The 19,121-nt window shown below is 71.4% G+C and carries 21 protein-coding genes; 20 read left to right on the plus strand and 1 reads right to left on the minus strand.

The window, feature by feature from the left end; all coding sequences use genetic code 11:
* Window positions 1–216 precede the first annotated feature (216 nt).
* The 17 genes from VR44_RS09505 to VR44_RS09585 all read left to right on the plus strand — a co-directional run bounded on the left by VR44_RS09505 (window position 217) and on the right by VR44_RS09585 (window position 17,168).
* A complete protein-coding gene (locus VR44_RS09505; protein WP_045946987.1) occupies window positions 217–1,563 on the plus strand; it encodes an MFS transporter in 1,347 nt (448 codons plus the stop codon).
* Between the two features lie 55 nt (window positions 1,564–1,618).
* Window positions 1,619–1,996 carry an acyl carrier protein gene (locus VR44_RS09510; RefSeq protein WP_107072499.1) on the plus strand — a complete coding sequence of 126 codons (378 nt, stop codon included), beginning with the start codon at window positions 1,619–1,621 and terminating at the stop codon, window positions 1,994–1,996.
* The gene (locus VR44_RS09515) at window positions 1,993–2,820 is read left to right on the plus strand and encodes a 4'-phosphopantetheinyl transferase family protein (protein WP_052713526.1); all 828 of its coding nucleotides are present in this window, start codon (window positions 1,993–1,995) and stop codon (window positions 2,818–2,820) included. Before VR44_RS09510 ends, VR44_RS09515 begins: the two co-directional genes overlap by 4 nt.
* A gap of 23 nt (window positions 2,821–2,843) precedes the next feature.
* Window positions 2,844–3,794: an ACP S-malonyltransferase gene (locus tag VR44_RS09520; RefSeq protein WP_045946972.1), complete on the plus strand. Its 951-nt coding sequence runs from the start codon at window positions 2,844–2,846 to the stop codon at window positions 3,792–3,794.
* An 84-nt stretch (window positions 3,795–3,878) separates the two neighbouring features.
* The gene (locus VR44_RS09525; RefSeq protein ID WP_045946973.1) at window positions 3,879–4,118 is read left to right on the plus strand and encodes an acyl-CoA carboxylase subunit epsilon; all 240 of its coding nucleotides are present in this window, start codon (window positions 3,879–3,881) and stop codon (window positions 4,116–4,118) included.
* Between the two features lie 189 nt (window positions 4,119–4,307).
* The gene (locus VR44_RS09530; RefSeq protein ID WP_045946974.1) at window positions 4,308–4,805 is read left to right on the plus strand and encodes a nuclear transport factor 2 family protein; all 498 of its coding nucleotides are present in this window, start codon (window positions 4,308–4,310) and stop codon (window positions 4,803–4,805) included.
* Window positions 4,806–4,812: 7 nt separating this feature from the next.
* Window positions 4,813–4,992: a hypothetical protein gene (locus VR44_RS09535; RefSeq protein WP_045946975.1), complete on the plus strand. Its 180-nt coding sequence runs from the start codon at window positions 4,813–4,815 to the stop codon at window positions 4,990–4,992.
* A 50-nt stretch (window positions 4,993–5,042) separates the two neighbouring features.
* On the plus strand, window positions 5,043–5,981 hold the full coding sequence (locus tag VR44_RS09540) for an alpha/beta hydrolase (protein ID WP_063778905.1): 939 nt from the start codon (window positions 5,043–5,045) through the stop codon (window positions 5,979–5,981).
* A gap of 161 nt (window positions 5,982–6,142) precedes the next feature.
* Window positions 6,143–6,832 carry a phosphoribosylanthranilate isomerase gene (locus tag VR44_RS09545; RefSeq protein ID WP_045946976.1) on the plus strand — a complete coding sequence of 230 codons (690 nt, stop codon included), beginning with the start codon at window positions 6,143–6,145 and terminating at the stop codon, window positions 6,830–6,832.
* A gap of 98 nt (window positions 6,833–6,930) precedes the next feature.
* Entirely contained in the window at window positions 6,931–7,596 is a 666-nt protein-coding gene (gene upp, locus VR44_RS09550) for a uracil phosphoribosyltransferase (RefSeq protein WP_045946977.1), read from the plus strand.
* Window positions 7,596–8,513 carry an EamA family transporter gene (locus VR44_RS09555; protein ID WP_045946978.1) on the plus strand — a complete coding sequence of 306 codons (918 nt, stop codon included), beginning with the start codon at window positions 7,596–7,598 and terminating at the stop codon, window positions 8,511–8,513. The genes upp and VR44_RS09555 overlap by 1 nt, the downstream gene beginning before the upstream one ends.
* Before the next feature lie 142 nt (window positions 8,514–8,655).
* Window positions 8,656–8,889 (plus strand): tautomerase family protein, encoded by a 234-nt coding sequence (locus tag VR44_RS09560; protein ID WP_045946979.1) that lies wholly within the window; start codon window positions 8,656–8,658, stop codon window positions 8,887–8,889.
* 10 nt (window positions 8,890–8,899) lie between these two features.
* Entirely contained in the window at window positions 8,900–9,844 is a 945-nt protein-coding gene (locus VR44_RS09565) for a pseudouridine-5'-phosphate glycosidase (protein ID WP_045946980.1), read from the plus strand.
* 59 nt (window positions 9,845–9,903) lie between these two features.
* A complete protein-coding gene (locus VR44_RS09570; RefSeq protein WP_045946981.1) occupies window positions 9,904–10,983 on the plus strand; it encodes an alkene reductase in 1,080 nt (359 codons plus the stop codon).
* Between the two features lie 14 nt (window positions 10,984–10,997).
* Entirely contained in the window at window positions 10,998–11,939 is a 942-nt protein-coding gene (locus VR44_RS09575; protein WP_045946982.1) for a ribose-phosphate diphosphokinase, read from the plus strand.
* Between the two features lie 311 nt (window positions 11,940–12,250).
* Window positions 12,251–16,099: an indigoidine synthase BpsA gene (gene bpsA, locus VR44_RS09580; protein WP_045946983.1), complete on the plus strand. Its 3,849-nt coding sequence runs from the start codon at window positions 12,251–12,253 to the stop codon at window positions 16,097–16,099.
* Window positions 16,100–16,376: 277 nt separating this feature from the next.
* Entirely contained in the window at window positions 16,377–17,168 is a 792-nt protein-coding gene (locus VR44_RS09585; protein ID WP_045946984.1) for an AfsR/SARP family transcriptional regulator, read from the plus strand.
* Window positions 17,169–17,215: 47 nt separating this feature from the next.
* Here VR44_RS09585 and VR44_RS09590 read toward each other — a convergent pair whose 3' ends face one another.
* Entirely contained in the window at window positions 17,216–17,461 is a 246-nt protein-coding gene (locus VR44_RS09590; RefSeq protein WP_052713527.1) for a hypothetical protein, read from the minus strand.
* A gap of 35 nt (window positions 17,462–17,496) precedes the next feature.
* On the opposite strand from VR44_RS09590, the gene VR44_RS43785 reads away from it, so the two are divergent.
* From VR44_RS43785 to VR44_RS09600, 3 genes are all read left to right on the plus strand, one after another.
* Window positions 17,497–17,622, plus strand: coding sequence for an ATP-binding protein (locus VR44_RS43785; RefSeq protein WP_425424490.1), 126 nt, complete (start codon window positions 17,497–17,499; stop codon window positions 17,620–17,622).
* Window positions 17,619–18,281, plus strand: a complete 663-nt coding sequence (locus tag VR44_RS09595; RefSeq protein ID WP_045946985.1) for a response regulator — start codon at window positions 17,619–17,621, stop codon at window positions 18,279–18,281. Before VR44_RS43785 ends, VR44_RS09595 begins: the two co-directional genes overlap by 4 nt.
* A gap of 148 nt (window positions 18,282–18,429) precedes the next feature.
* On the plus strand, window positions 18,430–19,121 hold a 692-nt coding region (locus VR44_RS09600), incomplete at its 3' end, for an S-adenosylmethionine synthetase N-terminal domain-containing protein (RefSeq protein WP_045946986.1).

A 19,121-nucleotide genomic window follows, 5' to 3' on the forward strand; every position in this document is an offset into this window, starting at 1 on the left:
GGATTTTGGCTCAGCCCGGCAGTCGTCTGCGGCTCGTCGCCGACGGGGCTGGATTGGGCGCGGCTTGACGTTTGTCTGCGGCTGGTTGTCCGCGGCTCCTTGACTCCGCCGGCGTGTGTATCCCACGCCGCCACGTCGGCGGTGGGTGGGGTCGGTCGGGGAACCCTCCTCGGCCGGTCCCGCCCCTTTCTTCGGAATGCGAGTGTGTACGCCTCGATGAGCATTGCCTCCGGCGCCCGGGCCGGGGCCCGTTGGGCTCTGGTGGCCGTGCTTGCCGCGAACATGTTGGTGGACGCCCTGGAGGTGTCCGCGACCCTGGTGGCGCTGCCGGCCGTCGGCAGTGGGCTGGGGGCCGCCGTCACCCGGGTGCAGTGGATCGTCACCGGGTTCGCCGCCGGGTTCGGCGGGGCGCTGCTGCTCGGGGGGCGGGTGGTGGAGTGGTTCGGGCGGCGGCGGGTGTTCCTCGCCGCGCTGCTCGTGTTCGCCGCCGTCTCGCTGGGCGGTGCGCTGACCGACCGTCTGGACCTGCTGGTCGCCACCCGTGTGGTGAAAGGATTCTGCGTCGCGCTGACCGCGCCCACCGGGCTGGCCATCATCGTGGCCTCCGTGCCCGCGGGGGCGGCGCGGCGGCGGGCCGTGTCGGTGTACTCGCTGTTCGGGGCCGCCGGGTTCTGTTCCGGGCTGCTGCTGTCCGGGCTGCTCACCGGGGCGGCCGGCTGGCGGTGGACGCTCGCGTTCCCGGCGTTCGTCGTGTCGGCGCTGTTCGCCGTCGCGCTGCGGGTCGTTCCGCGCGAGCCGGGCGTGCCCGGCGGCGGGGCGCGGTGGCGTGCAGTGGTGGCCGGGGGCGCGTTGACCTCCGCCGTGCTGCTGCTCGTGGACGCCCTGGCCTCCTGGCGGTGGGGCAGTGCCGGCGCGGCGGCGGTGGCGGTCCTGGTGTGCGTACGGGCCGAACGGGCCTCCCCGCGGCCCCTCGTGAACACCGCACTGCTGCGGCACGCGCCGCTCGTGCGCTCCGCGCTGGGGGCGGCCGCGCTCAACGGCTCGTACGTGAGCTTCCTGCTGGTGGCCGCGCTCGATCTGCGGCGCGGCGGGTGGAGTGCCTGGGAGACGGCCCTCGGGTTCCTGCCCGCCGGGGCGCCCCTGGCCCTGACCGCCCTGCACTCGGGGCGGATCGCCGCCCGGCTGGGCCCGGCCCGGGCCGTGGCCGCCGGCGCCCTCGCCGCCCCGGCCGGATACGCGCTCTACCCGCGCTCAGGCGCGGGCGGTGCGCAGTATGTCGAACTGTTGCCCTCCATGTCCCTCGTCGGACTCGCCTTCGTGCTCGCCTTCACCGCGCTGCACCTCCAGGCGACCGGCTCCCTCCCCTCCGGCCTCCAGACGGCGGCCGGCGGGCTCTACCAGACCTGCGTGCAGCTCGGCGCGGCGCTCACCCCCGCGCTGACGGCGGCGCTGTACGCGGCCTCCGGCCGGAGCGCGGCGCTCTGGCTGGTCACCGCCGTCGGCGTGGCCGGCGCGGGCGTCGCCCTCGCCGGACTCGCACACCCTTCGAACGACCCGTCCTGAGAACCGCCGGAGTCCCTCTCCCTCCCGCGGTGCCCACCTCGACCAGGAAAGCATCATGACCACACTTCACATGTCGCAGACATACGAGACAGAGAACGGCCTGGTCCACATGACCCGGCCCGACATGGCCGTCCTGGCCACCGCCGGACTGCGCGAGCGCACCCGGATCCTCGAGCAGTACGTGCGCGAGGAGCTCGGCCGGATCCTCGGCATCGAGCCGCACCTCGTCGACACCACGGGCCGCCCCATGGGCTGCCTCGGCATCGGCTCGATCTCCGGCATCGAACTCCAGTACCGGATGGAGGCCACGCTCGGAGTCGACGTGAACCTGCAGCGGCTGCTGCTCGCCAACAGCGCCCAGGAGCTCATCGACTGCCTCGCCGGACAGCTCGGCCCCGAGGCCCACCTGCACGGGGCAGCGGTGCCGGCATGACGACTACCGCTCTGCTGCCGGCCGCCCGCCCGGTGGTGAACCACCAGGGTCTGGACCGGCCCGACTTCACCCTCTCCGCCGACCGGGTCGACCTCTGGCTGATCCGCCGCCCCACCGGGGCGGACGCCGACGCCCTCGCGGTCGGCGAACTCGACGCGGAGGAGCGCAAGCGCGCCGACGCCTTCATCCGCCGTTCGGACGGCATGCTCTACGCCGCCGCGCACGTCGCGGTGCGGCGGCTGCTCGGACGTTACACGGCGACCCTGCCCCAGGACGTCCGCTTCATGCGCGAGCCCTGCCCCGGCTGCGGCGAGGCGCACGGCCGCCCGGCGCTGTCGCCCCCGCCGCCGCCCCTGCACTACTCCCTCTCGCACAGCGGGGGAGTGGCCATGGTCGGCGTCGGAACCGTTCCGCTCGGCGTTGACGTGGAGAAACTCCCCGGCGCCGAGACGGTGGACATCTGCTCCAAGGCGCTGCACCCCGACGAGCAGATCGAAATAGCCGAGGCCGGGACCGGCGACGCGCGCAGGCACCTGTTCGGCCAGATCTGGACGCGCAAGGAAGCGTTTCTCAAGGGGCTTGGGACAGGGTTGAGCCGCTCGCCCGCCGAGGACTACCTGGGCACCGACCTGGACCGGCACCCCGAGGGCTGGACCATGGTCGGCGTTCCGGCGGACACGACCCACGCCGCCGCGGTGGCGGTCAAGGGCCAGGCTCCGAAGGTCGTCAACGTCAGGTGGGTGCCCGACACCTGGCTGGCCGCAGGCAACACCGTGTGCGGCGCCGCCGCCCCCGGACCGAACGACACGGTCCTCGCCAGTTGAACCGCAAGTAAGGACGTGACCGGATGACCCGCACCGCCTTCCTGTTCCCGGGCCAGGGCTCCGAATGCGCCGGCATGGGCAAGGAGCTGATCGCCCAGCGGCCCGACCTGGCCGACACCTACTACCGCACCGCCGACGACCTGCTCGGGTTCCCGCTGTCCCGGCTGTGCGTGGACGGGTCCCCCCGGGACCTGGAGGACCCGACGGTGGCGCAGCCGGCCGCCTTCCTGACCAGCATGGCCGTACTGGAAGTGCTGCGCGGCCGGGGCCTGGAGCCGGACGCGGTGGCCGGCCACAGCCTGGGCGAGTACGCGGCGCTGGTGGCCGCGGGCGCCCTGGAGTGGACCGAGGCGCTGTGGCTCGTGCGGCTGCGCAGCGAACTGGTGGCCACCGTCGGGGACCGGGTCGGCAGCGCGACGGCCGCGGTCATCGGCCTGAGCCGCCCGGACCTGACGCGCCTGTGCGCCGAGACCCGGGCGGCCACCGGCCAGGTGGTGGAGGTGGCCGGGGACAACGAGCCCCGGCAGACCGTGGTGTCGGGGCAGGCCGAGGCGGTGGCCCGGGTGGCGGAGGAGGCCCGGGCGGCCGGGGCGCGGGTGGAGTGGCTGCGGACCGGCGGTCCGTTCCACTCCAGCCTGCTCGGCGAGGCCGAGGCGGAGTTCACCGAGACGCTGATCGCGACCGAGTTCCGCGACCCGGCCGTACCGCTGGTCTCCGGTGTCACGGGCGGGTGGGTGACGACGGCCGCCGAGGCCGTCGTCGCCCTGCGCGGCCAGCTCACCAGCCCGGTGCGCTGGACCGGGGCGGTGGAGACGCTCGCCGCCTCGGGCACGGACCGGTTCGTGGAGGTGGGCCCCGGCCGGGTGCTCGGCGGGCTGGTCCGCCGGATCCTGCCGGGGGCCCGCGTCCACAGCACGCACACGCCCGAACGGCTGGCGCGGGCCGTGGACGACCTGAGCGCCACCACGGTCTGACCGGCCGCCCCGGTCCGCGCGGGCACGCACGTCAGACCCGCCGCCGTGGACGGCGGCGGGAGGTCACGAGACGAGGAGCAGTCCATGGACACGCATCCGGAAGCCGGCCGGCTCATCCACGTGGTCAAGGGGCGGCCCGACGCCGAGGAACTGGCGGCGCTGACCGCCGTCGTCCTGGCCCGGGCGGCGGCGTACGAGGGCCAGCACGGCGGCACCGCCGGCTGCGGGCCCACCCTGGCGGGCTGGCGCTGCCCACAGCAGCCCCGGGCCTTCCACGGCGCGCGCACCTGGCGGGAGAACCCCGCCGGTACGCGCCCGGCCTGACCGGGCCGGGATCCGGCCGCGCCACCCGCGCCGGCCGGATCCGGCCCGGTCCGACAGGACACCACCCGGGGCCGTACCGCCCCGCGGCCCCCTCGTGGACGCCCGGCCACATCGCCGGCCCGGTCAAGGAGTTCGCGGGCGGACGCTCCTGACCGCGGTATCCCGTGAGTCCGCCCACAGGAGAGGGCCATGCCATCGAGCTACGACGACATCGCGGAGCTGCGCGACCAGATACGGATGCTGCGCGACCGCGCCGAGCTGCGGGAGCTGTTCGACCGCTACGTCACCGCCCTGGACACCTTCGACGGGACCGGCCCCGACGAGGCCCGGTTCGCCGCGCTGTTCACCGAGGGCGCCACCTTCGCCTACCCGATCGGCGTGTGCACGGGAGTCGAGGCCTTCGCCGCCCTCCAGCGCGAGGCCCGGGGGCGGTGGGCGCGCACGCACCACGTGAGCACCAACCACTCCATCACCCTCGACGGGGACCGGGCCGTCGTCCGTGCCCAGCAGGTGACCACCCACGTCCACCACCCCGGGGCGGGGCCGGCCGCCCACTTCGACGTCGGCGGGCACACCGAGGCCCGTGCCGTGCGCACGGCGGACGGCTGGCGGCTGAGCCACGTCGCGTTCCGCGTCGTGTGGGACTCCGGCGTCCGGCTGCCCGAGCTCGCGGGAGTCCGGCTGTGAGCACCGGATGAACGCCGTGCGCACCGCCGGCCGCCGGGTCCCCGCGCGGCAACCCCTACGCGGCCCCCGGCGCGGCGTCCGGCCGCGGCCGGCGCCGCCCCTGACCGCGCTCCTGCGCCGCAGGGCCGCCTGGGGGCTCGCCCTCACCCGGGCGCGGGCCCTCACCGCCCCGAAACGCACCGTCTAGAGCCCGCCGGGGACCCCGGCGGGCAGCCGATCCAGTTCCGGAGACCCCTCATGGCCCTCGCCCCGTCCACCGCCGCGCCCCCGGTGCGGTCCGTCGTCCTCGACGCGGACGGGATCCCGCTGTCCGGGCTGCTCGCCCTGCCCGCGGACCCCGTGCCCCGGGCCGTGGTGGTGGCCCTGCACGGGGCGGGGATGAGCGCGGGCTACTTCGACAGCCGGGTGCGGCCCGGGTTCTCCCTGCTGGAGCTCGGGGCCTCGCTGGGCTTCGCCGTCCTCGCCCTGGACCGGCCCGGCTACGGGGCCTCGGCGGCTCCCCTGCCCGGCGGGCTGCCCCTCGCCGGGCAGACGGACGCCCTGCTCGCCGCCCTCGACGGGTACGCCCGGGGGCACGAGCTCGGCGCCGGCTTCTTCCTCGTCGCCCACTCCAACGGCGGCCGCCTCGCGCTGTCCGCGGCGGCCGCCGCCCGGGGCAGGGCCGCGCCGCTGGGCGTGGACCTGTGCGGGGTCGGGCGCCACTTCGCGGTGGAGCCCGGGCAGTTGCCCGGGACGGACTTCGCCGGCCAGTGGCGCCGGCACTGGGGCGCGCTGCGCTTCTACCCGCCGGAGGCTTTCCGGGCCTGCTCCGGCCTGGTGCGCCCGGTTCCCGCCGAGGAGGCCCGCGAGACCCCGCTGTGGCCGGGAATGTACCCCGCCGTGGCAGCCGGAGTACGGGCTCCGGTGCGGTTCACCTTCGCCGAACAGGAGCTCTGGTGGAGGCAGGACAGCGCGGCGATGGAGGAACTGCTGAGTCCGCTGATGGGGGCCTCCACAGAAGTGGTCATCCAGCCCCATGCTGGACACAACACCAGCCTCGGCTGGGCCGCCCGCGCCTATCACCTGCGGGTCATGGCCTTCCTGGAGCAGTGCCTGCTCGCCCGCGACCCGGGGGGTGAGCGGGTCCCGGTCACAACTGACCGGGAAATGAACAAGGTTGACCGGAATCTGACATAGATCCTGTTGACCAACAGATGGGTACCAACGAGGCTTTTCGTGAGCATCCCGTGACGTGTACCGAAGTCCGTCATACCGGGACACGTCAACTCGGACTCTCGCAAGTCTGTTTGATTAATCAAACTGTTTGATTCATCAGATCATTCCGCAAAGGAACACACATGAGTGACGTGAAGGACCTGGTGCAGGTCGCCGGCATCATCGACGCCGAGGAGGCCAAGCTGCTGGCCGAGGAGGGCGTCGACTGGTTCGGCTTCCCGCTCCGCCTCCCGTCGGGCAAGGACGACATCTCCGAGGCCGCCGCCACGGAGATCATCGCCGGCCTGACGGCTCCCCAGGAGGGCGTCCTCATCAGCTACATGGTGGACGCCGACGAGATCAGCGAGTTCACCACGCAGCTCGGCGTCAAGGCCGTCCAGCTCCACGGCGACGTCACTCCGGAGGAGCTGCGCAAGCTCAAGGCCATCCGCCCCGACCTCTACGTGCTCAAGAGCCTGGTCGTGAAGGAGGACAACGCCGAGGAGCTCCTCCAGTTCGTCGACGAGGTCGCCGAGTTCGTGGACATGTTCATCACCGACACCTTCAACCCGGCCACCGGTGCCAAGGGCGCCACCGGCCTCACCCACGACTGGAACGTCAGCGCCGAGCTCGTGCGCCGTTCCCCCAAGCCGCTGATGATGGCCGGCGGCCTGAGCCCGGAGAACGTCGCCGACGCGATCCGCTTCGTCAAGCCCGCCGCCGTCGACGCCCACAGCCTCCTTGAGGGCGAAGACCGCCGCAAGGACCGCGCCAAGGTCGCGAAGTTCGTGGCCGAGTCGCGGAAGGCCTTCGCCGAGATCGCCAACGCCTGATCTCGGCACCCGACCCACACGGTTGCGGTTCCCGGGGTCCTCAGGGCCCCGGGCCCGGCCGCAGCACGTCTCCAAGACCGACGAGAAGCAGGTTTCTCATGGCGACCGGCCACCACAACGTCCACCCGCTGCCGCAGACCAACCAGCTCCGCGCCATGCACACGATCATCCGTGACCGCAGAGCCTCCCGCGCGGACTTCGTGTTCTACTCCCGGCGCATCATCCGCCTCCTGCTCGAATCGGCGCTCGACCAGCTGCCGTTCGACCAGCACGAGGCCATCACGCCGGTCGGAGAGACGTACGAGGGCCTGAGACTCGGCCCCCAGCTGTGTGCCGTCCCCGTGGTCCGGGCCGGCGACTCCATGCTCGACGAGCTGCGCCAGGTGATCCCCGACATCACCGTCGGCAAGCTGCTCATCCAGCGGGACAAGACCACCAAGCTCCCGCACCTGTACTACAAGAACTTCCCCGAGGACATCGCCGACCGGCACGTCCTGCTCCTGGAGCCGATGCTGGCCACCGGCGGCAGCGCCAAGGCCGCCATCGAGGTCCTCCTCGACGCCGGCGTGGAGGAGGGGAACATCGTCTTCGTCAACTTCCTCGCCTCCCCCGAGGGCATCGAGGCCGTCCACGCCAAGTACCCCCTCGTCAAGATCGTCACGTCCTCGATCGAGCAGCGCCTCAACGAGAACGCGTTCATGATCCCGGGCATCGGAGACTTCGGCGACCGCTACTTCGGAACGACAGATTCGGCAGTGGCCTGATGAAGAGCAGCCGTACCGTTGTCGACTCCGCGCTGACGGCACTCGCGCCGGCGATCTGGGGGTCCACGTACCTGGTCACCACGGAGCTGCTGCCGGAGGGCCGGCCGCTGCTGGCCTCCCTGCTCCGTGCCCTGCCCGCCGGCCTGATCCTGGTGATCATCGGCCGCAAGCTGCCCAAGGGCATCTGGTGGTGGCGCGCCCTGGTCCTCGGCGTGCTGAACATCGGCGCCTTCTTCTACCTGCTCTTCGTGGCCGCCTACCACCTGCCGGGCGGCGTCGCGGCGCTGGTGATGTCCATCCAGCCGATGATCGTGCTCCTGCTCGGTGCCGCCCTGCTGAAGGACAAGATCAAGCCGATCCACCTGGTCTCCTGCGCCCTCGGCGCGGCCGGGGTGGCCCTGCTGGTCCTCCAGCCGAACGCCGGGCTCAACGCCACCGGTGTGATCGCCGGTCTGCTGGGCGCGCTCAGCATGGCCTCCGGCATCGTGCTCACCAAGCGCTGGGGACGCCCCGAAGGCGTGGGCCTGCTGCCCTTCACCGGCTGGCAGCTCACCGTCGGCGGCCTGGTCCTGCTCCCGATCGCGCTGATCGGCGAGGGCCTGCCGAGCGAGATCACCGGAAAGAACCTCCTGGGCTTCGCCTACCTCGGCCTCATCGGCGCCCTGTTCGCCTACGCGATCTGGTTCCGCGGTGTGGCCCGGCTGCCCGCCCTGGCGGTGTCCTTCCTGAGCTTCGCCTCGCCCCTGGCGGCCACCCTGCTCGGCTACTTCGTCCTCGACCAGTCGCTCTCGCCGATCCAGCTCCTCGGAGCGCTGACCGTGGTCGCGTCCGTGATCCTGGCCCAGCCGCGCAAACCCAAGGCCAAGCCCGAGGCCGAACCGGTCCGACAGACCTCGCGGGAGTCCGTCCAGGCGTAAGCCGCGGACACCCGCCCGAGACTCCCCGCCCGCCCCCGCCCCCGAGGCGGGCGGGGAGCGGTGGTGGCACACCGCGGCCTCCCCCGTCCGCGGTGTGCCACCAACCCCCCCTGCACGAACGACTCGTGAGAGGACCCAAGCGGTGCCCCACATCCACATCAGGCACTACCCCCGGGACTTCACGGCCGAGCAGCTCCGGGCGATCGACGAGGCGGTCACCGCCGCCGTGACGAAGACCTTCGCCACCGGCGAGGACACCGTCTCGATCTCCGTGGAGCCGGTCAGCCCGGAGGACTGGGAGGCCCAGGTCCTCTCCGAGATAGCGGCCCGCCCGGATCTGCTGGTCAAGCGACCCGGCTACCTGAACGAGAGTTGAGAGAGACCCGATGAGCGCAAGCAGCGGCATCCCCGTCGTCTACACCGAGGAAGTCCGCGAGGCCCTCCACGAGGGCAAGGCCGTCGTGGCCCTCGAGAGCAACGTCATCACCCACGGCCTGCCCTACCCGGACAACGCGGCCACCGCCCGCAAGGTGGAGGACGCGGTACGGGCCGGCGGCGCCGTTCCGGCGACGATCTGCATCGAGGCCGGCGAGATCCGCGTCGGCATGTCGGACGCCGACATCGAGCGCTTCGCCTCCCTGCCGAACATCCCCAAGGTGTCCAGCCGGGACCTGCCCGTCATCCTGGCGCAGGGCGGCCTGGGCGCCACCACGGTGGCCTCCTCCGTCGTCGCGGCCGAGCTCGCGGGGATCCCCTTCTTCTCCTCCGCCGGCATCGGCGGCGTGCACCGGGGCGCCCAGGAGACCTGGGACGTCTCCTCGGACCTGATCCAGTTCACCCGTTCCAAGGTCGCCGTGGTCTGTGCGGGCGCCAAGATGATCCTCGACCTCGGGCTGACCCTGGAGTACCTGGAGACGCAGTGCGTCCCCGTCGTCGCCTACCGCTCGGACGACTTCCCCGCGTTCTACTGCCGTACGAGCGGCCACAAGGCGCCCCACCGCCTTGACGACGAGCAGGTCATCGCCCGGGCCATCGAGGCCCACTGGGCGCTCGGCAACCACAGCTCCTTCCTGATCACCACCCCGGTCCGGGAGGAGGACGCCATCGACTCCACCGAGGTGGACACGGCCATCCGGGCCGCGGTCGCCGAAGCCACCCGCGACGGGGTCTCCGGCCAGGCCATCACCAAGTACCTGATGCGCGCCGTCGACGCCGCCACCGACGGCCGCAGCGCCAAGGCCAACATGGCCGTCCTCGCCTCCTGCGCCGAGGCGGCCGGCCGGCTGGCCGTCGCGCACGCCGCGCACCTCGCCGAGCGCGCCGGGCGCTGACCCGCCCCTTCGAACCACCACCGCACCACGCGTTCACCTCAGTCTGGAGAGACACACACATGTCCGAGAAGCTGCTCGCGCCGGTCACCCTGGGCAAGCTGGCCCTGCGCAACCGGGTCGTCATGGCGCCCATGTCCCGCAACCGGGCCACCCCCGAGGGACTCGCCACCGACCTGATGGCCACCTACTACGGCCAGCGCGCGGGCGCCGGCCTGATCATCACCGAGGGCGTCCAGCCGTCGGTCACCGGTCAGGGCTTCGGCAACAGCCCGGGTCTGCACACCCAGGCGCACGCCGAGTCCTGGAAGCCGGTCACCGACGCCGTGCACGCCAAGGGCGGTCTGATCGTCGCGCAGCTCATGCACTGCGGCCGCATCGGCCACCCCTCGCTCTACCCGAGCGGCCACCAGTCCGTCGCCCCGTCCGCCGTCGCCGCGGCCGGCCAGGCCTACGGCCCCGAGGGCCCGCTGGACTACCCCGAGCCGCGCGCCCTGACGGTCGAGGAGATCGCCGAGGTCGTCAAGGAGCACGCGGACGCCGCCGAGCTCGCCATCGAGGCCGGCTTCGACGGCGTGGAGATCCACGCGGGCAACGGCTTCCTGCTCCACCAGTTCCTCGCGGAGAACACCAACCAGCGCACCGACCAGTACGGTGGCTCCGTCGAGAACCGCATCCGCTTCGCGATCGAGGTGATCGAGGCGGTCTCCGAGCGCATCGGCGCCGACCGCGTCGGCGTGCGCATCTCCCCGTCGAACCCGTACAACGACATCGTCGAGGGCGACACGCACGCCATCTACGAGGCCCTGATCGCGGCCCTGCCGCCGATCGCCTTCCTGCACGTCCTCGAGGGCGGCAACCGCGACCACATCACCGCCATCCGCGCGCAGTGGACCGGCACCATCGTGCTGTGCCCGCACCCGGAGAACGGCGTCGTGGTCAACGCCGAGGTCGCCGAGGCGGCGCTCGAGGCCGGCGTCGCCTGCGCCGTCGCCTTCGGTGCCTCCTTCATCGCCAACCCGGACCTGCCGGAGCGCATCCGCACCGGCGCCGCGCTGGCCGAGGCCGACCAGAGCAAGTTCTACGGCGGCGACCACACGGGTTACACCGACTACCCGACGCTCGAGGGCACCGCCGCGTGAGCCACTCCGGAAAGATGCTGCTCTTCTCGGGGCGCGCACACCCCGAGCTGGCCCAGGCCATCGCGGCGGAGCTGGGCACGGAGCTGGTCGAGACGAAGGCGATCGACTTCGCCAACGGCGAGATCTACATCCGTTACCACGCCTCCGTGCGCGGTGCGGACTGCTTCGTGGTCCAGAGCCACACGGCCCCCATCAACAAGTCGATCATGGAACAGCTCATCATGATCGACGCGCTGAAGCGGGCCTCCGCACGGAGCGTCACCGTCATCCTGCCCTTCTACGGATACGCGCGACAGGACCGCAAGCACAGCGGCCGGGAACCCATCTCGGCCCGCCTGGTGGCGGACCTGCTCAAGACCGCCGGCGCCGACCGGATCCTGACGATCGACCTGCACGCCGACCAGATCCAGGGATTCTTCGACGGCCCGGTGGACCACCTGTTCGCCATGCCGGTCCTCGCGGACTACATCGGCTCCAAGGTGGACCGCGAGGCCCTCACCGTGGTCTCGCCCGACGCGGGCCGCGTGCGCGTGGCCGACGGCTGGTGCGACCGCCTCGGCGCTCCGCTGGCCATCGTCCACAAGCGGCGCGACAAGGACGTGGCCCACCAGGTCACCGCCCACGAGGTGGTCGGCGACGTGCACGACCGCGTCTGCGTCCTGGTCGACGACATGATCGACACCGGCGGCACGATCTGTGCCGCCGCCGACGCCCTGTTCGCCCAAGGGGCGCGGGACGTCATCGTGGCGGCCACGCACGGGGTGCTCTCGGGCCCCGCGGCGGACCGCCTGAAGAACTCGCGGGTGAGCGAGTTCGTGTTCACGGACACCCTGCCGGTGCCCGGGGCCCTCGGACTGGACAAGGTCACCGTCCTGTCCATCGCCCCGCTCATCGCGGGCGCCTCGCGCGCGGTGTTCGAGAACGGATCAGTAACCCGGCTCCTGCAGAGTCGGTGATCGCCCGGACGGACGGGCCCGAGGCGGGCCCGTCCGTCCGAAGGGGGAGGCGGCCGCACGCACCGCGCCGTTCCGGTCTTTCCGGGTGGTGAGGCTTTGCCCTTGCGCCCCTCAGTTCGTCGGTAATTCCCGGCCGGGCTGCAGCCCGGCCACCGACGCCCCACCGCTCCCAGCGGCGTCCGCCCCGTGCGGACGCCACCCCCCTCGCTGGGCGGTGAGGCGCCGTAGCCGGGCTCGTCACCACTCCGGAGCCCGGCAGCCGGGGCGCTGACCGCGCCCGTGCTCCACAACGGAACGTTAGGAAGCGGGAAATGACTCTTCAGGAGACCAGCGTGCTCGAGCCCACCCTGCAGGGGACCACGACGTTGCCCGGCCTGCTCGCCCAGCGCGTGGCGGAGCACCCCGAGGCGATAGCCGTCGCCTACCGGGACGACAAGCTCACCTTCCGCGAGCTGGCGTCCAGAAGCGCGGCCCTGGCCGACTACCTGGGGCACCTCGGCGTCGCCGCCGACGACTGCGTCGGTCTGTTCGTCGAGCCCTCGATCGACCTCATGGTCGGTGCCTGGGGCATCCTCAACGCCGGCGCCGCCTACCTGCCGCTGTCCCCGGAGTACCCCGAGGACCGGCTGCGCTACATGATCGAGAACAGCGAGGCGAAGATCATCCTGGCGCAGCAGCGCCTGGTGTCCCGCCTGCGCGAACTCGCCCCGCAGGACGTCACCATCGTGACCCTGCGCGAGTCCGAGGCCTTCGTCCGCCCCGAGGGCCAGGAGGCCCCGGCCGCCGGCGGCGCCCGCCCGGACACCCTCGCGTACGTCATCTACACCTCCGGCAGCACGGGCAAGCCGAAGGGTGTGATGATCGAGCACCGCAGCATCGTCAACCAGCTCGGCTGGCTGCGCGAGACCTACGCGATCGACCGCAGCAAGATCATCCTGCAGAAGACCCCGATGAGCTTCGACGCCGCCCAGTGGGAGATCCTCTCCCCGGCCAACGGCGCCACCGTCGTCATGGGCGCCCCCGGCGTCTACGCCGACCCCGAGGGCCTCATCGAGACCATCGTCAAGCACAACGTGACGACCCTGCAGTGCGTCCCGACCCTGCTCCAGGGCCTGATCGACACCGAGAAGTTCCCCGAGTGCGTCTCCCTGCAGCAGATCTTCAGCGGTGGCGAGGCCCTCTCGCGCCTGCTGGCGATCCAGACCCTGCAGGAGATGCCCGGCCGGGCGCTCATCAACGTCTACGGGCCGACCGAGACGACGATCAACTCGTCCTCCTTCCCGGTGGACCCCGCCGACCTGGACGAGGGCCCGCAGTCCATCTCCATCGGCTCCCCGGTGCACGGCACCACGTACCACATCCTCGACAAGGAGACCCTCAAGCCGGTCGGCGTGGGGGAGATCGGCGAGCTGTACATCGGCGGCATCCAGCTGGCCCGCGGCTACCTGCACCGCGACGACCTGACCGCCGAGCGCTTCCTGGAGATCGAGCTCGAGGAGGGCGCCGAGCCCGTCCGCCTGTACAAGACGGGCGACCTCGGCCAGTGGAACGCCGACGGCACCGTGCAGTTCGCCGGCCGCGCCGACAACCAGGTCAAGCTGCGCGGCTACCGCGTCGAGCTCGACGAGATCTCGCTGGCCATCGAGAACCACGACTGGGTGCGCAACGCCGCCGTCATCGTCAAGAACGACGGCCGCACCGGCTTCCAGAACCTGATCGCCTGCATCGAGCTGAGCGAGAAGGAAGCCGCCCTGATGGACCAGGGCAACCACGGCTCGCACCACGCGTCGAAGAAGAGCAAGCTCCAGGTCAAGGCGCAGCTGTCCAACCCGGGCCTGCGCGACGACGCCGAGCTGGCCGCCCGCCCGGCCTTCGACCTGGAGGGCTCCGAGCCCACCCCCGAGCAGCGCGCCCGGGTCTTCGCCCGCAAGACCTACCGCTTCTACGAGGGCGGCCCCGTCACCCAGGCCGACCTGCTCGGCCTGCTGAGCGCCAAGGTCACCGCCGGCCAGTCGCGCAAGGCGGCCGACCTGGCCCCGGCCGAACTCGGCCAGATCCTGCGCTGGTTCGGCCAGTACATCAGCGAGGAGCGGCTCCTGCCGAAGTACGGCTACGCCTCCCCGGGCGCGCTGTACGCGACGCAGATGTACTTCGAGCTGGAGGGCGTCGGCGGTCTCAAGCCGGGCTACTACTACTACCAGCCGGTCCGCCACCAGCTCGTCCTCATCAGCGAGCGCGAGGCCACCGGCAAGGCCACGGCGCAGATCCACTTCATCGGCAAGAAGAGCGGCATCGAGCCGGTCTACAAGAACAACATCGTCGAGGTCCTCGAGATCGAGACCGGCCACATGGTGGGCCTCTTCGAGCAGATCCTCCCGGCCTACGGCCTGGACATCCACGACCGCGCCTACGAGCCGGCCGTCAAGGACCTGCTCGACGTCGCCGACGAGGACTACTACCTGGGCACCTTCGAGCTGGTCCCGCACGCGGGCCCGCGCGACGACCAGGCCGAGGTCTACGTCCAGACGCACGGCGGCAAGATCGCCGGGCTGCCCGAGGGCCAGTACCGCTACGAGAACGGCGAGCTGACCCGCTTCTCGGACGACATCGTCCTCAAGAAGCACGTCATCGCGATCAACCAGTCGGTGTACCAGGCCGCCAGCTTCGGCATCAGCGTCTACAGCCGCGCCACCGAGGACTGGCTGAAGTACATCACCCTCGGCAAGAAGCTCCAGCACCTGATGATGAACGGGCTGAACCTGGGCTTCATGTCCTCCGGCTACAGCTCCAAGACCGGCAACCCGCTGCCCGCCTCGCGCCGCATGGACGCGGTCCTCGCCGCCAACGGCGTCGAGAGCGCCCCGATGTACTTCTTCGTCGGCGGCCGGATCAGCGACGAGCAGATCTCGCACGAGGGCATGCGCGAGGACAGCGTCCACATGCGCGGTCCGGCCGAGCTCATCCGCGACGACCTGGTCAGCTTCCTGCCGGACTACATGATCCCCAACCGGGTCGTGGTCTTCGAGCGGCTGCCGCTGTCCGCCAACGGCAAGATCGACGTCAAGGCGCTCGCCGCCTCCGACCAGGTCAACGCCGAGCTCGTGGAGCGTCCCTTCGTCGCCCCGCGCACGGAGACCGAGAAGGAGATCGCGGGCGTCTGGGAGAAGGCCCTGCGCCGCGAGAACGCCTCCGTCCAGGACGACTTCTTCGAGTCGGGCGGCAACTCGCTGATCGCCGTCGGCCTCGTCCGCGAGCTCAACGCGCGCCTGGGCGTCTCCCTGCCGCTGCAGAGCGTCCTGGAGTCCCCGACCATCGAGAAGCTGGCCCGCCGCCTGGAGCGCGAGGTCGCCCAGGAGTCCTCGCGCTTCGTCCGCCTGCACGCGGAGACCGGCAAGGCCCGGCCCGTGATCTGCTGGCCGGGTCTGGGCGGCTACCCGATGAACCTGCGCAGCCTGGCCGGCGAGATCGGCCTCGGCCGCTCGTTCTACGGCGTCCAGTCCTACGGCATCAACGAGGGCGAGACCCCGTACGAGACCATCACCGAGATGGCCAAGAAGGACATCGAGGCCCTCAAGGAGATCCAGCCGACCGGCCCCTACACCCTGTGGGGCTACTCCTTCGGCGCCCGCGTGGCCTTCGAGACCGCCTACCAGCTGGAGCAGGCGGGCGAGAAGGTGGACAACCTCTTCCTGATCGCCCCGGGCTCCCCGAAGGTGCGCGCCGAGAACGGCAAGGTGTGGGGCCGTGAGGCCTCCTTCGCCAACCGCGGCTACACCACGATCCTGTTCTCGGTCTTCACCGGCACCATTTCCGGTCCGGACCTGGACCGGTGCCTGGAGACCGTGACGGACGAGGCGTCCTTCGCCGAGTTCATCAGCGAGCTCAAGGGGATCGACGTCGACCTCGCCCGCCGCATCATCTCGGTCGTGGGCCAGACGTACGAATTCGAGTACAGCTTCCACGAGCTGGCCGAGCGCACCCTCCAGGCGCCGATCAGCATCTTCAAGGCCGTGGGCGACGACTACTCGTTCCTGGAGAACAGCAGCGGTTACTCGGCCGAGCCGCCGACGGTCATCGACCTCGACGCCGACCACTACAGCCTGCTGCGCGAGGACATCGGCGAGCTGGTCAAGCACATCCGCTACCTGCTCGGCGAGTGAGCGCCTGAGCGAGTAGGGACGGCCGAATGAGGACGGCCGCTCCGCCGGAGAGATCCGGTGGGGCGGCCGTCCTTTCGTGTGTGAGGGCCGATTTCCGGTTTCCGGCGGATTTTCCGGAGGTGGAGGAAAAACCGGCCAACTGGTGGCTCAATGCTGACGCAGCTTGACCGCGTTCTGACATCTGTGCCGTTGACGTGCACATTCCCCACACAAGACACTTCTATTGATTCCAGCCGTCCCGTTTTTTGTTGTTCTCGCTGATGAGGAGTCATCTTCCATGCGCTTCAATCTCATCGGCCCCTTCGAAATCGTCACCGACGACGGCAGGACCTACCAGCCCGGCACCCCCAAGGTCTGCCAGACACTCGCACTGCTGCTCACCCGGCCCGGCGAGGTCGTCACCGCCGAGTCGCTCATCCGGGAACTGTGGGGCGAGAACCCCCCGCGCAGCGCCGTCACGACGCTCCAGACGTACGTCTACCACGCGCGCCGGATGTTCACCCAGGAGGAACTGGCGCCCGCCGGCCGCTGCCTGATCGTCACCGGGCCCTCCGGCTACGTGATGCGGGTCGAGGACTCCGAGGTCGACGTACGGATCTTCGAGCGGCTCGTCACCCGGGCCCGGTACGAACTGGCCGAGGAGGAGCCGCAGCGGGCGCTGCGCACGATCGGCCAGGCCCTCGACCTGTGGCGCGGGCCCGCCCTGTCGAACTTCCCCGCCGGAGACGTGCTCGCCGGGCACATCGTGCACCTGGAGGAGCTGCGGATCAGGGCCTTCGAGACCCGCATCGAGGCCCAGGAGGCGCTGGGCCGGCACCGCGAGTCCATACCGGAGCTGCGCAAGCTGATCAACGACTACCCGCTGAACGAGTGGTTCCACAGCCGCCTCATCGGCGCCCTCGGCGCCGCCGGACGGCGCGCTGAGGCCCTCCAGGCCTACCAGAAGGTGCGCCGGCTGCTCGCCGAGGAACTGGGCCTGGAGCCCTCCCCGGAGCTCAAGCGCCTCCACGGCGGCCTCCTGAGCCCGACGCGCGGCGGCGACCGGGTACCGGTGAGCGCGGCGGTCTGAACGGTCCCGCGCCACGAGCTGCCGGGACCTCGTCCCCGGGGGCACGCTCACACGTCGCGGCGCCTCGCGGTGAGTACGGCGAGGGTGAGCGTGAGCAGCGGCCAGAGCAGGTACACGAGCCAGGAGCCGGAGACCGTGGCGGTGTGGCCCAGGGAGCCGGGCTCCGGCTCCCAGGTCCGGATCAGGCGGTTCCAGGCGGCCGAGACCAGGGCGTGTCTGATCTCCGCCGACCAGCGGCTGCTCTCCGAGAACATGGGGGGCAGCATCACCAGGACGAAGACGCTGGTGACCATGGTCGCGGCGGTGTGCCGGAGCAGAACTCCGATGGATGCGGGAGCGGGCCGGCCTGCTGGGCGGCCACCTCAGCGCCGGACCGCGCCCCGAGGGCGGCTACCGGGTGGCGGCCCGGCTGCCGCTGCCCGCACCCGTCCGAGTTCAGGTGGAGGCACGGTGACCGTCCGGGTGGTGCTCGCCGACGACCAGCCGCTGGCGCGGTCCGGCCTGCGCGTGCTCATGGCCGATCACAGTGACCTGGAGGTCGTCGGTGAAGCCGCCACCGGTGCCGAGGCCGTCCGACTCGTGAACGACACCCGTCCCGACGTCGTGGTCATGGACATCCGCATGCCGGGAATGGACGGGATCGAGGCCACCCGGCTGATCACGGCCGGTCCGGCGACCACCCGCGTCCTCGTCCTGACCACCTTCGACGAGGACGACCATGTCTACGGCGCGCTCCGGGCCGGAGCGAGCGGCTTCGTGGTCAAGGACATGGCGCTGGACGACATCCTCGCGGCGATCCGCGTGGTCGCCGCCGGCGACGCACTGATCGCGCCGGGTGTGACGCGCCGTCTGATCGCGGACTTCGTCGGGCGCCCCGCGGCTGTCCGGGAGCGCTCCCCACGGCCGGTCGAGGGCATAACCGAGCGGGAACGGGAAGTGCTGACCCTGGTCGGACGCGGGCGGTCGAACACCGAGATCGCCGAGGACCTCTTCATCACGGTGGCCACCGCCAAGTCGCACGTGTCACGGCTGCTCACCAAACTGGGCGCCCGGGACCGTATCCAGCTCGTCATCACCGCCTATGAGATGGGGCTCGTCACCGTGTCCCGCTGACGTACGAGGGTCGTGCCGCCGGGACCCGCTCGTCCTCCGGAGCCTCCGGCCGCGTCGCGTTCCAGCGGGACTCCAGGGGGGTCGGAGACGGTCGCTCTTCCGGCCGTGCACAGAGCCGTGCGCGGGGCCGTACACAGGAGGAAGCCGTATGTCCCGTCGTCTGTTCACCTCGGAGTCCGTGACCGAGGGCCACCCCGACAAGATCGCCGACCAGATCAGCGACACGATCCTGGACGCGCTGCTGCGCCAGGACCCGACCTCGCGCGTGGCCGTGGAGACGCTGATCACCACCGGCCAGGTCCACATCGCGGGCGAGGTGACGACCAAGGCGTACGCGCCGATCGCGCAGCTCGTCCGCGAGCGGATCCTGGAGATCGGCTACGACTCGTCCACCAAGGGGTTCGACGGCGCCTCCTGCGGGGTCTCGGTGTCCATCGGCGCGCAGTCCCCGGACATCGCCCAGGGCGTCGACACGGCGTACGAGCGGCGCGTGGAGGGCGAGGGCGACGAGCTCGACCGGCAGGGGGCCGGCGACCAGGGGCTGATGTTCGGCTTCGCCTGCGACGAGACGCCCGAGCTGATGCCGCTGCCGGTCCACCTCGCGCACCGGCTCTCGCGGCGGCTGTCCGAGGTCCGCCGGAACGCGACGCTCCCGTACCTGCGCCCGGACGGCAAGACGCAGGTCACCGTCGAGTACGAGGGGAACAGGCCGGTCCGCCTGGACACGGTGGTGGTCTCCACGCAGCACGCGACCGAGATCGACCTGGAGAACCTGCTGACCCCGGACGTCCGCGAGCACGTGGTCGAGCACGTGCTCGCGCAGCTCGCCGAGGACGGGAT

This window comes from Streptomyces katrae, assembly GCF_000966975.1.
GTDB classification, from domain to species: Bacteria; Actinomycetota; Actinomycetes; order Streptomycetales; family Streptomycetaceae; genus Streptomyces; species Streptomyces katrae.